We start from the raw sequence: 15,058 nt of genomic DNA on the forward strand, positions 1-15,058 counted from the left end.
TCGTTTCAGGAGATTAGAAAAGAAAAAGCCCGCCAGTAAAAGCGAGCTTTCCCAAAAGATTAGGCGAAGATTACTTAACTTCTACAGAAGCGCCAACTTCTTCAAGCTTAGCTTTAAGTTCTTCAGCTTCTTCTTTAGCAATACCTTCTTTAAGTGGTTTTGGAGTGTTGTCAACAAGTTCTTTAGCTTCTTTCAAGCCAAGACCAGTGATTTCACGAACCACTTTGATAACTTTGATTTTTTGGTCTCCAGCACCAGCAAGTACTAGATCAAAATCAGTTTTTTCTTCAGCAGCAGCACCGCCACCAGCAGCTACAGCTACAGGAGCAGCAGCAGTTACGCCAAATTCTTCTTCGATTGCTTTTACTAAGTCGTTTAACTCAAGTACAGTTGCTTCTTTAACTGAAGCAATGATTTCTTCGATATTTAAAGCCATTTGTAATTCCTCCATTTTAAGTTTTTTTACGTCAAGTACGCATTAAGCGCCTTGTTCTTCTTTTTGTTCTGCAACTGCTTTAGTAGCAAGAGCAAGGTTACGAACTGGAGCTTGAAGAACGCTAAGCAACATAGAAAGTAAGCCTTCGCGAGACGGAAGTTCCGCAAGAGCCTTCACTTCTTCTACAGTCGCTACGTTTCCTTCGATAACACCAGCTTTGATTTCTAAAGCTTCGTGGCTTTTCGCAAAATCGTTGATGATTTTCGCAGGTGCGATAACATCTTCGTTACTGAATGCGATAGCGTTTGGACCTGTTAAGAAATCGTTTAAACCCGTTAGTTCAACTTGTTCAACTGCACGGCGAGTCATAGTGTTTTTGTAAACTTTGAATTCTACGCCAGCTTCACGAAGCTGTTTACGAAGTTCAGTCACTTCAGAAACTGAAAGACCGCGGTAATCTACGATTACAGTAGACACACTGTCTTTAAATTTAGAAGTAATTTCATCAACGACAACTTTTTTAGTATCGATTGCATTGCTCATGGTTACACCTCCTGTACATTCTTTGTGTAACACTTATACCGATCAGGCCATCACGTTCCTAACGAACGGTTCTCCATATAAAAAGCCTCCATTAAGACATGGAGGCTGTATATACAAGCATACGTTAACGTAAGACTGTGACATATACACCTCGGCGGGTTATTTAAGCCATAAGGCCCCTGCTGTCTACGGTATAAATGGACATTATTTTATTTTACAACATTTTGATATTATCAAAATGGTTGTGATAAGTCAAGAATTATTTAGCAGAGAAAGAAGATGGGTCCACTTTCACGCCAGGGCCCATAGTAGATGTAACAGAAACGTTTTTCACGTATACACCTTTAGCCGCTGCAGGTTTTGCTTTAAGGATTGTGTCATAGATTGTTGCAAAGTTCTCAACAAGCTTTTCGTCCTCGAAAGAAACCTTTCCGATTGGCGCGTGGATGTTACCAGCTTTATCAACGCGGTATTCAACTTTACCAGCTTTGATTTCATTGATTGCTTTTTCTACTTCGAATGTTACAGTTCCTGTTTTAGGGTTTGGCATAAGACCTTTTGGTCCAAGTACACGACCGATCTTACCAACTTCACCCATCATGTCAGGTGTCGCAACGATGACATCGAAATCGAACCAACCTTGTTGGATTTTAGCGATGTAATCAGAATCTCCAACGTAGTCTGCTCCAGCAGCTTCTGCTTCTTTTGCTTTTTCGCCTTTAGCGAACACAAGAACACGTTGAGTTTTACCAGTTCCGTTAGGAAGTACAACTGCACCGCGGATTTGTTGATCGTTTTTACGAGGGTCTACGCCCAAACGAAAAGCAACTTCTACAGTCGCATCAAATTTCGCTGTATTTGCTTTTTTTGTAAGAGAAACGGCTTCAGCTACATCATACGCTTTTGTACGATCGATTAGCTTAGCAGCTTCTACATACTTTTTACCTTTTTTAGCCATTATAAAAATCCTCCTTATGTGGTTTTAGCGGAATAACCTCCCACGAATAAGGGTTGCGAACTTGTCAAAACCAAACTCGCAACCCAACAAGACAAAAAATTAATCTTCGATGACAATACCCATACTGCGTGCAGTACCTTCAACCATGCGCATAGCTGATTCAACGCTAGCAGCGTTTAAGTCAGGCATTTTTGTTTCCGCGATTTCGCGTACTTTATCACGCTTAACAGTTGCCACTTTATTACGGTTAGGTTCACCAGAACCAGACTCAATACCAGCTGCTTTTTTAAGTAATACTGCAGCAGGTGGAGTTTTAGTAATAAATGTAAATGAACGGTCTTCAAAAACCGAAATTTCAACAGGAATGATAAGACCAGCTTGGTCAGCTGTACGAGCGTTAAACTCCTTACAGAATCCCATGATATTAACACCGGCTTGACCTAGTGCAGGTCCAACTGGTGGAGCTGGGTTAGCTTTTCCAGCAGGAATTTGCAATTTAACAACTTTTACTACTTTTTTAGCCACGAGACACACCTCCTTAAAGTCCGTGATGTGGTAATAGGGGAATCCCCCTCCCACTCAACAACTTCATTCTTTATATGAATGACGAAATAACTAGCTAGCGATCTTGAGCGAACTCAAGACGTACCTTTGCTATATTACCACTTCTATACACTCATTTCAAGCTCTTTTGAATTACAATTTATCGATCTGTGTGAACTCAAGTTCAACAGGTGTTTCTCTACCAAACATATTAACGAATACTTTGACTTTGCTTTTATCGTAATCAATCTCTTCGATAGAGCCTGTGAAGTTAGCAAATGGTCCATCGATCACCTTAACTGTTTCTTTTAGTTCAAAGTCGATTTCTGTTTTGCGTTCTTCTAGACCCATTCTCTTCAGAATGGTTTCCGCTTCGCCTGGCAGCAGCGCAGTCGGCTTTGAGCCTGAGCCAGCTGATCCAACGAATCCTGTCACACCTGGTGTATTACGAACGACATACCAAGAGTCGTCAGTCATGACGATTTCTACTAGCACATATCCAGGGAATACTTTCTTTTTGACGACTTTTTTCTTACCGTTTTTAAAATCCGTTTCTTCTTCTTCTGGTACGACTACGCGGAAGATTTTATCCTGCATGCCCATTGATTCAACACGCTTTTCCAGATTTGCTTTTACTTTGTTTTCATAGCCAGAGTACGTATGCACAACATACCAATTCTTTTCCATTTTCGTTCAGGACTATTCAGTCCTTCCCTCCCCACATTTCATAATGTCTATTTGACAAATATCGAGTAACAGTAAATATTTTCAAGCAATTGAAAAAACCCGTAAAACGGGTTTTTTGGCAAGTCATATTATGATCTATTATAGCACGTTCAGCAGACCATTATTCAAGTATTAATGAATTAATTCGATTAATTGTGAGATTCCTATATCAAGAAAAGAGAAAAAGATGGCAAAAAATACGACTGTTAGAATAACAGTGATCGTGTAGCGGACCATTTCGTTTTTCTTTGGCCAGCTGACCTTTTTCATTTCTTTCCCGACACTTTTTAAGAAACTGATAATACGCATGTAAAAGACCTCCACAGATTAAAGAACGCAAATCCTACTTCGTTTCTAAATGTGTTTTATGTGAATTACAAGTCTTGCAATATTTCTTCACTTCTAATCTTTCAGCTGCTGAAGCAACACTTTTCATTGTCGTATAATTGCGGCTTCCGCAGTCTTTACAGGCTAGAGTAATCTTTTTCCTCATATTTACACCTATTTTCTCGACATCATTTCCTTAGTACCTTATCACAGTGTCGAAAAAGCTGTCAATATAGGTTTGATTAGAGACTGATCTCGCGCAGTTCTAAATATTTCTCTAATTTTCTCTTTACTCTTTGAAGTGCGTTATCAATTGATTTCACATGACGGTTTAAATCTTCAGAAATCTCCTGATAAGATCTGCCATCAAGATAAAGCACAAGTACCTTTCTTTCCAGCTCGCTTAGTAATTCACCCATTTTCATTTCAATATCATCAAATTCTTCTTTGCTAATGATTAAATCTTCTGGGTTAAGCGCTTTAGCGCCGGAAATGACGTCCAATAATGTTCTGTCCGATTCTTCATCGTATATCGGCTTGTCTAATGATACATAGGAATTTAACGGGATATGTTTTTGGCGAGTAGCTGTTTTAATTGCGGTGATAATTTGGCGGGTAATACATAATTCTGCAAAAGCCTTAAATGAAGTAAGCTTGTCCTCTCTGAAATCGCGGATAGACTTATAAAGTCCGATCATTCCCTCTTGGACAATGTCCTCTCGATCCGCTCCAATCAAGAAATAAGATCTTGCTTTCGCACGTACAAAGTTGCGGTATTTCGTAATTAAATAATCTAGCGCATCACTATCTCCGACATGAACCCTTTCAATGACTTGTTCATCTTCCAACTGGCAAAATTGCTCTCTGATGGACTTACCCTTGCTGTTGTTTAGATTCACTTCGATCCCCCCGACCGCACCTAGATAGCAATATTATACAATAATGGTTGAAATATCGTCAAGCTATTCCAAATTCCCCCGCCGCCATTTTTCAAACGTTTTCAATACATCTTCTGACAATTCAATTTTGGATGAAGGTTTATCCGACGTAATCTTTTTGACACGCGTTTCAATCTTTCGTTCAATCACTTCTATCTCTCTTAAAAGCTCTCGAGCCGACTTACGAAGTGCACCCTGTCCAAAAATGGCCCATTGTTCTGTATAATCAGAGGTCGCCACATGAATTTGCGTCCGAATATTATTCAAATCTTGGGCCAGCTTTTCAATCCGCTCATCAGCCGTTTCATTCTCTCTCGTAAAGATGACCTCTACTCGGTGGTTTGTCCGCTTTTTTTCGATCCCTTTGACCATATGGGCATCGAATACAACAATGACTCGATACCCTGTATATGCTTGATATTCTGCTAAATGTTGAATCAGCACGTCTCTGGCTTCTTCAAAGCTGTTTTCCTTTAAGTGCTGCAAACGAGGCCATGCACCTATCATGTTGTACCCATCGACTAAGAGGATGTCCATCTCTATTCTCCTAACGGATAACGTTTTCGATAAACTTCATACATCAATAAACTAGCTGCAACGGATGCGTTTAATGAAGTGACCTTCCCGGCCATTGGCAATTTAATCAGAAAATCACATTTTTCCTTGATCAATCGGCCAATTCCTTTTCCTTCACTGCCAATCACAAGGGCGAGAGGCATGGTGCCATCAAATTGTCTGTAGTCCTGCTTAGCAGACGCATCTGTTCCTGCGACCCAGATTCCTCTTTCTTTCATCTCATCAAGAGCTCTTGAAAGATTGGTTACTTTCGCGACAGGGATATGTTCAATGGCCCCAGTGGATGCCTTCGCAACAGTTGTCGTCAAGCCAACCGCTCGTCGTTTTGGAATGACAATCCCATGTGCACCAACAGCATCTGCCGTACGCATAATCGACCCTAAATTATGCGGATCTTCAATTTCATCTAAAATAATGAAAAATGGCTGTTCGTTACGCTGTTCGGCAATTTGATACAGATCGTCCAATTCCGCATATTCATATGCTGCTACTTGTGCAACGATTCCCTGGTGCTGTCCTGATACCATCTGATCAAGCTTTTTCCTCGGAACATACTGAATGGTGATATTTTGCTTTTTAGCGAGTTCAATGACCTGCTGGGCTTGTCCTTTTACAGTGTTTTCTGCCATCCAGAGCTTGTACAACTCTCGATCTGACTTCAGTGTTTCAATCACTGCATTTTTCCCAATCACATAATCATGTTGCTGACTCATTTGTCTTCCTCCCTGACGTTCCGATTTCAATCGCCTGACTAATCAGCTCTTCTAAGCGTTCGTCCTGCTTTTCAATAAACAAATAACCCATGAGCGCTTCAAACGCTGTACTATAACGATACGTTTGAACGTCTGTGTTTTTAGGCACTGTGCCTGATTTTGCATTTCTTCCTCTTTTCAGCACCGCTTCTTCCGCTTCTGTGAAAAAGCCCTTCTGCTGCAGCTCAAATAAAATGGCGGCCTGAGATTTAGCTGAAACGATCTTACTTGCTCGTTTATGAAGTTCATTTGGTTTGGTCGCCCCCGTTTGGAGGAGGTGATGCCTCACATATACTTCAAAAATGGCATCACCCATATAAGCAAGCGCCAGTCCGTTCAACTGTTTTCCGTCTTTCAGCTTTTCAAAATTCAACATGACCTACTCTCCTCTTTTCCAGCGCGTACCTTGAGGAGTATCCTCCAATACAATATTCATGCTCTTTAACTGGTCACGAATTTGATCAGACAATGCGAAGTCACGATTTCTTCTAGCTTCATTCCGCTTCTCGATTAACGCTTCTACCTCTTCGTCAAGCGTGTGCTTTTCTTCTAATGAAAATCCAAGGACGGATGTGATTTCTTGGAACAAGCCAATAAATGCTTTGATCACTTCTTCAGAAGTATGATCATGTTCCATGTAGTAATTCGCCTGCTTCGCTAGTTCAAATAAAACAGAGATGGCATTTGCCGTATTGAAGTCATCATTCATTTCAGAAATAAATGTCGCACGCTGTTCTTCAATCTTTGTCAGCCATTCGGCGTTATCCTCTGTTAAATTGGTACTGCTCTCAAGGCGGTGATGCAGATTAGCATAGGATGTTTTCAGTCTGTTAAACGCACTCTTTGTACTTTCTAATAAATCAATTGAGTAATTAATGGGATGACGATAGTGAACAGATAACATAAAGAAGCGAAGCACATCTGGATCCTGTTCTTTAATAATGTCATGCACCAGCACAAAGTTACCAAGCGATTTTGACATTTTTTCATTCTCAATATTAATATACCCGTTATGCATCCAATACTTCGCAAAAGGTTTCCCTGTCAAAGCCTCGGATTGCGCAATCTCATTCTCGTGGTGAGGGAACGTTAAATCCTGTCCGCCCGCATGAATGTCGATCGTATCGCCCAAATATTTTTTGACCATGGCCGAGCACTCAATGTGCCAGCCTGGACGTCCTTTGCCCCATGGGCTATCCCACGAGATTTCCTGATCCTTTGCAGCCTTCCATAAAGCAAAGTCCAGTGCATCTTTTTTCTTTTCACCTACACGAATGCGAGCACCCGTCTTCAGTTCATCAATTGATTGGTGAGAAAGCTTTCCGTAGCCTTCAAAAGAACGTGTGCTGTAATATACGTCACCATCCGCTTCATAGGCGTATCCTTTTTCGATCAACGTAGCGATAAACGCAATGATATCATCCATATTTTCCGTCACTCGCGGGTGAAGGTCTGCCTTTTTGCAGCCGAGTGCACTGACGTCCTCAAAGTATGCTTGAATAAATCGATCAGCAATCGTTGGAACATCTTCCCCTAATTCATTGGCTGCTTTGATGAGTTTATCATCCACATCCGTAAAGTTTGATACAAAGTGCACATCATAGCCGCTGTATTCTAAATACTTACGTACTGTGTCATATACAATGGCCGGTCTGGCATTCCCGATATGAATGTAGTTGTAGACGGTTGGTCCGCACACATACATTTTGACCTTTCCTGGTTCAAGCGGGACAAACGCTTCCTTCTTACGTGTCAATGTATTATAAATATTGATTGTCATGATTGTTCTTCCTTTCTGCTCAATGAAGCCAGCTCACGTTTTAGCTTTTCCATTTCTCGCTCCAATTCTTTGAAACGATCAGAAACTGGATCTGGCAAATCTTGATGATTGAGATCACGATTGATTTTCTTTCCATTTTGAACGACCACTCGCCCAGGTATACCTACAACGGTGGAATGGTCTGGGACGTCTTTTAACACAACAGACCCCGCACCAATCTTGGACCCTTTTCCAACGGTAATGGAACCAAGCACCTTAGCACCAGTCGCAATCAGGGCATCGTCTAAAATGGTCGGATGACGCTTTCCCTTTTCTTTCCCTGTTCCCCCTAAGGTCACGCCTTGGAAAACGGTGACGTTATCGCCAATTTCACATGTTTCTCCAATCACGACGCCCATGCCGTGATCAATGAAGAACCGTCTGCCGATTGTCGCTGCTGGATGAATTTCAACCCCTGTGAAAAACCGGCTGACCTGAGAAATGACCCGCGCAATAAAATAGAGCTTACGCTTATAAAATGCGTGCGCGATACGATGAGCCCAAATCGCATGAAGCCCTGAATAGGTTAGCACTACTTCAATATAGCTTCTAGCAGCAGGATCTTGATCAAACACAGTATCAATATCTTCTTTCAGCATTTTGAAAAACACATGCTCCCCCCGTTCTTCCCCATCAATCTCTCTTAGGACTTGCTCTCTTTTTTTGGACAAATAAAAAAACGCCTCTGCCATATGACAGAGACGTTTTGAAAACGCGGTTCCACTCTGTTTAGAAAGCCTCTTATCACAAGCTTTCTCAACTCAATCCCATAACGGAGGGTACCGCCCTTGCATACTAACCTGCGTGTTCCTCAAGGGTCTTGAGGGTGCATTTCCAACGTCTGCCCATAAGTCTCTTTCAGCCGATGAAGACTCTTTCTGTGATGGACGAAAACATTGTACTTCTCCCTCGCAACGATTTTCCTTATATTTGTTTAATACGGTTTAATACCGTTTCTTTACCTAGCAGTTCAATACTTTGTGGAAGCTCTGGGCCATGCGTTTGTCCTGTGACAGCCACACGAATTGGCATGAATAGTTTCTTGCCTTTATGCCCGGTTTCTTTTTGTACCGCTTTAATGGCCGCTTTGATTTCATCAGATGTGAAAGACTCAAGACGTTCAAGCTGACCTGCAAACGAGGCCATCACTTCTGGCACCTGCTCCTCTGCAAGAACTTCCTTTGCCTCTTGATTATACTCAATTTGCTCCTTAAAGAACAACTCTGTTAACTCAACAATTTCTGCTCCGTAGCTCAATTGCTCATGATATAGAGAAATGAGTTTGCGTACCCATGTGTTTTCTTCTTCTGTCAGCTGCTCGCTTACTTTGCCTGCCTTTTGAAGATGTGGAAGTGTTAATGCCACAACTTGATCGAGATCAAGTGCTTTCACATATTGGTTATTCACCCATTTTAGTTTATGCATATCGAATAGAGCTGGTGACTTAGAAAGTCGATTGACATCAAAAATATCGATGAATTGCTCTTTTGTAAATAATTCTTCTTCGCCGACTGGAGACCATCCAAGTAATGCAATGAAGTTAAACAGAGCTTCTGGTAAATAGCCCAAGTTCTTATATTGCTCGATGAATTGAATAATGGATTCATCACGCTTACTTAATTTCTTGCGGTTCTCGTTTACAATCAGCGTCATATGTCCGAACAGCGGAACATCCCAGCCAAATGCATTGAAGACCATGATTTGTTTAGGTGTATTCGAAATATGATCCTCTCCGCGAAGAATGTGAGTCATTTTCATCAAATGATCATCCACTGCTACAGCGAAGTTATAAGTCGGTGTACCATCTTTCTTCACAATGACAAAGTCACCAATGCCGTCAGTTTCAAACGAAATATCACCTTTGACCATGTCGTTAAATTTGATCATTTCTCCTTTTGGAACACGGAAGCGAATGCTTGGCTCTCTTCCTTCAGCAATGAGCTTGTCCTCTTCTTCTTTTGATAAATGACTGCATTTACCAGAATATCGAGGCATTTCACTGCGGGCGATTTGTGCTTCACGCTCTTCTTCTAGTTCTTCAGCCGTACAATAGCACTTATACGCCAAATCCTTCTCTAGCAGCTCATCATAATATTTTTTGTAAATGTCATTACGCTCTGATTGTCTATAAGGACCGTAGCCGCCATCTTTATCAATGCTTTCATCCCAATCAATACCGAGCCACTGCAAATGACGAAGCTGGCTTTCTTCTCCGCCTTCTATATTACGCTTTTGATCTGTATCTTCAATTCGAATAATAAATTTGCCGCCTTGGTTGCGTGCGAACAAATAGTTGAAAAGAGCCGTTCTAGCATTCCCAATATGTAAATGACCAGTTGGACTCGGTGCATAACGAACACGCACTTCATTTCCCATGAGTTTAACTTCCTTTCATCTGCATCATGTTGCCTGACACCATTTTTTATAAACGTATTTTATCATCAAAACCCATTCTCATCAAAATGGATTTTACTTTTTCTGAAGAAGCACTGTTGCCTGAGAGGCAATTCCTTCGCCTCTTCCTGTAAATCCAAGTTTCTCTGTCGTTGTTGCTTTGACATTCACCTGTGTGACATCCGCCTCAAGGGCTTCCGCGATTTTCTCACACATTGGCTGAATGTATGGTGCCATCTTTGGCTTTTGCGCCATAATGGTACAATCGATATTCACAAGTGTATAGCCTTTTTCTTTCACAAGTGCCCATACATGCTGAAGTAACTTAAAAGAATCTGCATCCTTAAACTCTGGATCCGTGTCTGGGAAATGTCTACCGATATCTCCTTCAGCAATCGCACCAAGGCAGGCATCTGCCACAGTATGAAGCAGTACATCAGCGTCTGAATGCCCAAGCAGTCCCTTTTCATAAGGAATGGTCACACCGCCGATAATAAGAGGCCTTCCCTCTGTTAATTGATGTACATCAAAGCCTTGTCCTATTCTAAACATGATTTAGTACCCTCTTTCCGCATCCATAATTGCCTTGGCAACCAATAAATCATCCGGTGTTGTCAGTTTAATATTGGTATAGTCTCCTTGAACAATATACACATCCTCACCGTGTAATTGTTCAACAAGGCTGGCGTCATCTGTTCCAAGAAAGCCTGTCCGCTCCGCATATTCATGCGCCTCTTTTAAAATAGAATGACGAAAAGCTTGTGGGGTCTGGACTGCCCACAAGCTCTGACGTTCAATGGTTTGTTCCACTCTGCCTTCTTGAACGCGTTTGATTGTGTCTTTCACTGGTACCGCTACGACTGCGGATCCTTTTTCAATCGCTGCTTTAACGAGCAAATCAATCTGTGTATGCTTAATAAAAGGCCTTGCACCATCATGAACAAGCACGATGTCCGCATCTTGCACAGCCTTCAATCCTTCATATACACTTTGTTGCCGTTCTTCACCGCCAGTGACAAGTGAAACAGGCGTTTGAAAAGCGTGTACCTTTAGTAGCCTTTCAAAGTCACGACGCTCCTCTTCATTGATCGCTAAGATCATGCGTTTGCATTGCGCGTGAGCGTCAAACACCTTCAGTGTGTGGATGATGACCGGCATTCTTTTCAATTCAATAAAAAGCTTATTGCGGCCGGCCTTCATTCGCTTCCCCTGCCCCGCAGCCGGAATAACTACTTCATAATACATGTTCGTTCTCCCTTTAGAGCGCCTTCTCCAGAAGTTTTGGCTTCGCAAAAATCATTCTTCCAGCAGCAGTTTGCAGCACACTTGTGACCAGCACATCAATGTCTTTCCCAATGTAATTGCGCCCTTCTTCAACCACAATCATCGTACCGTCATCTAAGTAAGCAACACCTTGGTTATGCTCTTTTCCATCTTTAATGACCTGTACCTTCATTTCTTCCCCAGGCAACACAACCGGTTTGACCGCATTGGCTAGATCATTGATGTTTAACACTGCTACTTTTTGAAGTTCGCATACTTTATTTAAATTAAAATCATTTGTCACAACAACACCTGAAGTTAACTTAGCGAGCTTCACAAGCTTGCTGTCAACCTCTTGAATGTCTTCGAAGTCACCCTCGTAAATTTCAACTTTGATATCCAATTCTTTTTGAATACGATTTAAAATATCAAGCCCTCTTCGGCCTCTATTTCTCTTTAATACATCAGATGAGTCTGCAATATGCTGCAATTCCTCTAGCACAAATTGAGGAATGACCATGACTCCTTCTAAGAATCCAGTTTGGCAAATATCTGCGATTCTTCCATCAATAATAACACTTGTGTCTAAAATTTTCAGCTTTTTATCTTCTATTTCAGGTTCGTCATCAGCCGCTCCTTTTTTCTTGCTGACCTTTGCAGATCGAGAGAACAGCCCCATCATTTCATCCTTCTTCTTAAACCCTACCTGAAATCCAAGGTATCCTAAAAAGAAAGCCAGGAAAATCGGAATAATGGTACCAAAAATATGATATGGGATATTGTTTAGCGGGATCACGTTTACAATAAGATATGCTAGAATAAGTCCAAATACTAAACCGAAACTTCCAGATATAAGATCAGGAAGAGGCGCCTTCAATAGAGAATCCTCGATCCATTTCACCCAATTAACAACATAGTCTGTGCACCATTTACCGATGATAAAAAACACAGCGGCTCCTATTAGTGCTGAAGAGTAAGCATTTGTTACGAAAGGTATGTCCTTTACATTTAACAGTAGAAATAACTCTGGAATAATAAAAATCCCCACAACTGCACCGAAAATGATAAAAAACGCCTGAACGATTCTTTTTAACATACCTTCACCTCCTTTATTTTCCATCTGTCAATCCACCTTCACCTGACATTGATATATGTTTAAGTTTCCTATTATGATAAACAGAAAACAAAAAGCATCATTAATATACCCATATTCATCCATTTTTAACCGTGATTGAGAAAAATTTCTCGTTTTATAGCTGACGGTCGATATAATGTTTTTCTTGCAGTCTTTTTAATCCTTTTTTTATCTTTTTCGCTCTTACTTCTCCAATTCCTTCTACTTCATCCAATTCTTGCACATCTGCTTCCATAATTCGATCTAACACACCAAACGCTTCAACCACGTTTTCAACGATTGGCATAGGCAGTCTAGGGATTTTGTGAAGTAATCTGTACCCTCTTGTGTACACATAATCGTCAATATTTGTAGATGCTGGATAGCCGAGTAACTTGTACAAAATGGCATCATCTAAAAGTTCAAAGCTAGACATATCTTGGAGCTGTTTAAGCAAAACATATGGATCTTTGATTTTTTCTTTCACGTAATCTTTAATAAATAAGGCCGCTTCCTGCTCCATATCTGTAATCAGCTCATTGACCTGCAGACGAATCAAGTGTCCTTCTGTTCCGAGCTCTTTGATATACATATTGATTTCATTTTTGATTCTAAGCACCATTTCATAGCGATGCAATACAGATAATACATCACCAAAGGTCACAAGCTCTTCAAATTCAAGGGCACTTAACGCAGAAATGGCGTGATCTAAAATGGTTTTATATTTTTCAAGCGTTTGTATGGCTTGATTGGCCTTTGTTAAAATAAAACCAATATCTTTCAGCGTATAACGACGATTCCCTTGGTATAAGGTAATGACGTTTCTCCGTTCAGAAATGGCAATGATTAAGCAACCTGTCTGCTTGGCTACACGCTCAGCTGTTCGGTGCCTCATGCCGGTTTCTGATGAATGAATGGTTGCATCTGGCATCAGCTGTGTATTCGCATACAAGATTTTTTGACCAGAATCGCTTAAAATAATGGCCCCATCCATCTTCGCCAATTCATATAAATGTGCTGGGGAGAATGCGGAATTAATATGAAATCCTCCATCTACCACACTTTTTACTTTGTCGTTATAACCAACAACAATCAGTCCACCAGTATTGGCTCTCAGGACGTTTTCAATCCCTGCTCGCAAAGGTGTCCCTGGTGCCACAAACTGTACGATATCTAAGAGATCGACTTCTTTCGCTCCTTTTTTCTCTTTTTCCATTTCTATGCTCCCCCTAGTGAAATACGAAGTGCCTCCGCTACATTTTCTACACCGACTAACTCAATCCCTCTCGGCTTTTTCCATCCATCTATATTCGCCTGAGGAATAAACATTCGCTTAAATCCTAGTTTAGCAGCTTCCTGCACACGCTGTTCAATTCTTGAAACTCTTCTGACTTCTCCCGTCAGACCAACTTCTCCTATAAAGCAATCCGCTTGGTGCGGCGCTGCGTCTTTAAAGCTTGATGCAATACTGACGGCAATGGCCAAATCAATCGCTGGTTCGTCAAGCTTTACACCACCTGCGACCTTTAAATATGCATCTTGATTTTGCAGAAGCAGCCCTACACGTTTTTCTAACACAGCCATGAGCAATGACACACGATTATGATCAAGGCCTGTGGCCATTCTCCGCGGGTTTCCAAAGCTTGTCGGTGAAATTAATGCTTGTATTTCCACAAGAACGGGTCTTGTTCCTTCCATTGAGGCAACAACACACGATCCAGATACACCTGCTGACCGCTCTTCTAAGAAGATTTCTGATGGGTTTAAAACTTCTGAGAGCCCTTCCTCTCTCATTTCAAAAATCCCTAATTCATTCGTTGAACCAAAACGGTTTTTTACCGCTCGTAAAATGCGAAACGTATGGTGCCGCTCCCCTTCAAAATAAAGAACCGTATCCACCATATGCTCTAACAGGCGCGGGCCTGCAATCGAGCCTTCTTTGGTCACGTGACCAACGATAAAAATCGGAATACCATTCGTCTTAGCAATTTTCATCAGCTGTGCTGTGCATTCCCTCACCTGAGAAACAGATCCAGGTGCTGACGTAATATCGCTTTGATAAACGGTTTGAATTGAATCCACCACCACAAAAGCGGGTTTCATCTCTTGTATAGCAGACGTTATATACTCCATATCGGTTTCAGCCAAAACATGTAAAGAGGCACTTTCAATGCCAAGGCGGTCCGCTCTAAGCTTCGTTTGTTTAATCGATTCCTCACCAGATATGTACAACACATTCTGATTCTTGTCTGAGAGCTGTGCTGAAACTTGTAATAATAGTGTGGACTTTCCAATCCCAGGATCACCGCCAATAAGAACGAGAGAGCCTTTGACAATTCCACTTCCTAATACTCGGTTAAATTCTTCTAAATTCGTTTTAATTCGGGGTTCTTCGGATGTTTCAATGGCAGATATAGGTGAAGGTTTTTGAATGGTTTGAACAGAATGATTAAAAGCACTTCGACGGTTTGCCGGCTCTTTACGAACGACCTCTTCTGTCATACTGTTCCACGTGCCGCAGCCTGGACATTTCCCCATCCATTTGGCTGACTCATAACCGCACGATTGGCATATAAATTTTGATTTTGTCTTAGCCATAGATTGAAGAATACAACTCCTTATACTGGTCAGAAAATAAGTAAAGGGAGGCATACAATTTACTGGTATGC

The 15,058-nt window shown here is 41.3% G+C and carries 19 protein-coding genes and 2 other annotated features; all 19 genes read right to left on the minus strand.

What is annotated here, in order from left to right:
• Window positions 1-70 precede the first annotated feature (70 nt).
• The 19 genes from rplL to radA all read right to left on the minus strand — a co-directional run bounded on the left by rplL (window position 71) and on the right by radA (window position 14,987).
• Window positions 71-436, minus strand: a complete 366-nt coding sequence (gene rplL / locus BK049_RS07555; protein ID WP_008345418.1) for a 50S ribosomal protein L7/L12 — start codon at window positions 434-436, stop codon at window positions 71-73.
• 42 nt (window positions 437-478) lie between these two features.
• Window positions 479-979, minus strand: coding sequence for a 50S ribosomal protein L10 (gene rplJ, locus BK049_RS07560; RefSeq protein WP_008356507.1), 501 nt, complete (start codon window positions 977-979; stop codon window positions 479-481).
• A 69-nt stretch (window positions 980-1,048) separates the two neighbouring features.
• Window positions 1,049-1,189: a sequence feature (ribosomal protein L10 leader region), on the minus strand.
• Between the two features lie 49 nt (window positions 1,190-1,238).
• Window positions 1,239-1,937 (minus strand): 50S ribosomal protein L1, encoded by a 699-nt coding sequence (gene rplA / locus BK049_RS07565; RefSeq protein WP_071168231.1) that lies wholly within the window; start codon window positions 1,935-1,937, stop codon window positions 1,239-1,241.
• Between the two features lie 99 nt (window positions 1,938-2,036).
• Entirely contained in the window at window positions 2,037-2,462 is a 426-nt protein-coding gene (rplK, locus tag BK049_RS07570) for a 50S ribosomal protein L11 (RefSeq protein ID WP_003216956.1), read from the minus strand.
• A 171-nt stretch (window positions 2,463-2,633) separates the two neighbouring features.
• The gene (gene nusG / locus BK049_RS07575; RefSeq protein ID WP_034323246.1) at window positions 2,634-3,167 is read right to left on the minus strand and encodes a transcription termination/antitermination protein NusG; all 534 of its coding nucleotides are present in this window, start codon (window positions 3,165-3,167) and stop codon (window positions 2,634-2,636) included.
• A 171-nt stretch (window positions 3,168-3,338) separates the two neighbouring features.
• Complete coding sequence (gene secE, locus BK049_RS07580; protein WP_008345422.1) at window positions 3,339-3,515, minus strand: preprotein translocase subunit SecE; 177 nt, start codon at window positions 3,513-3,515, stop codon at window positions 3,339-3,341.
• A gap of 34 nt (window positions 3,516-3,549) precedes the next feature.
• Window positions 3,550-3,699 (minus strand): 50S ribosomal protein L33, encoded by a 150-nt coding sequence (gene rpmG, locus BK049_RS18840; protein WP_008356502.1) that lies wholly within the window; start codon window positions 3,697-3,699, stop codon window positions 3,550-3,552.
• A 76-nt stretch (window positions 3,700-3,775) separates the two neighbouring features.
• Window positions 3,776-4,432, minus strand: a complete 657-nt coding sequence (gene sigH / locus BK049_RS07585; protein WP_008345424.1) for an RNA polymerase sporulation sigma factor SigH — start codon at window positions 4,430-4,432, stop codon at window positions 3,776-3,778.
• Between the two features lie 63 nt (window positions 4,433-4,495).
• On the minus strand, window positions 4,496-5,008 hold the full coding sequence (rae1, locus tag BK049_RS07590; RefSeq protein WP_071168232.1) for a ribosome-dependent mRNA decay endonuclease Rae1/YacP: 513 nt from the start codon (window positions 5,006-5,008) through the stop codon (window positions 4,496-4,498).
• 2 nt (window positions 5,009-5,010) lie between these two features.
• A complete protein-coding gene (gene rlmB / locus BK049_RS07595) occupies window positions 5,011-5,760 on the minus strand; it encodes a 23S rRNA (guanosine(2251)-2'-O)-methyltransferase RlmB (RefSeq protein ID WP_071168233.1) in 750 nt (249 codons plus the stop codon).
• Window positions 5,744-6,175 (minus strand): Mini-ribonuclease 3, encoded by a 432-nt coding sequence (locus BK049_RS07600; protein WP_008345428.1) that lies wholly within the window; start codon window positions 6,173-6,175, stop codon window positions 5,744-5,746. The genes rlmB and BK049_RS07600 overlap by 17 nt, the downstream gene beginning before the upstream one ends.
• Before the next feature lie 3 nt (window positions 6,176-6,178).
• Window positions 6,179-7,579: a cysteine--tRNA ligase gene (gene cysS, locus BK049_RS07605; protein WP_071168234.1), complete on the minus strand. Its 1,401-nt coding sequence runs from the start codon at window positions 7,577-7,579 to the stop codon at window positions 6,179-6,181.
• On the minus strand, window positions 7,576-8,229 hold the full coding sequence (gene cysE / locus BK049_RS07610) for a serine O-acetyltransferase (protein WP_034738454.1): 654 nt from the start codon (window positions 8,227-8,229) through the stop codon (window positions 7,576-7,578). The genes cysS and cysE overlap by 4 nt, the downstream gene beginning before the upstream one ends.
• 83 nt (window positions 8,230-8,312) lie before the next feature.
• Window positions 8,313-8,542: a binding site (T-box leader), on the minus strand.
• Entirely contained in the window at window positions 8,543-9,994 is a 1,452-nt protein-coding gene (gltX, locus tag BK049_RS07615) for a glutamate--tRNA ligase (protein WP_071168235.1), read from the minus strand.
• Window positions 9,995-10,087: 93 nt separating this feature from the next.
• Window positions 10,088-10,564 carry a 2-C-methyl-D-erythritol 2,4-cyclodiphosphate synthase gene (gene ispF / locus BK049_RS07620; RefSeq protein ID WP_007496273.1) on the minus strand — a complete coding sequence of 159 codons (477 nt, stop codon included), beginning with the start codon at window positions 10,562-10,564 and terminating at the stop codon, window positions 10,088-10,090.
• A gap of 3 nt (window positions 10,565-10,567) precedes the next feature.
• Window positions 10,568-11,257 (minus strand): 2-C-methyl-D-erythritol 4-phosphate cytidylyltransferase, encoded by a 690-nt coding sequence (gene ispD, locus BK049_RS07625; protein ID WP_008356486.1) that lies wholly within the window; start codon window positions 11,255-11,257, stop codon window positions 10,568-10,570.
• A 13-nt stretch (window positions 11,258-11,270) separates the two neighbouring features.
• A complete protein-coding gene (locus BK049_RS07630; protein WP_008356484.1) occupies window positions 11,271-12,371 on the minus strand; it encodes a PIN/TRAM domain-containing protein in 1,101 nt (366 codons plus the stop codon).
• Between the two features lie 154 nt (window positions 12,372-12,525).
• The gene (gene disA, locus BK049_RS07635) at window positions 12,526-13,605 is read right to left on the minus strand and encodes a DNA integrity scanning diadenylate cyclase DisA (protein ID WP_008356482.1); all 1,080 of its coding nucleotides are present in this window, start codon (window positions 13,603-13,605) and stop codon (window positions 12,526-12,528) included.
• A gap of 2 nt (window positions 13,606-13,607) precedes the next feature.
• Window positions 13,608-14,987, minus strand: coding sequence for a DNA repair protein RadA (gene radA, locus BK049_RS07640; protein WP_071168236.1), 1,380 nt, complete (start codon window positions 14,985-14,987; stop codon window positions 13,608-13,610).
• Between the last annotated feature and the right edge of the window lie 71 nt (window positions 14,988-15,058).

Origin of the sequence: Bacillus xiamenensis (assembly GCF_001857925.1) — a bacterium.
GTDB lineage: Bacteria > Bacillota > Bacilli > Bacillales > Bacillaceae > Bacillus > Bacillus xiamenensis.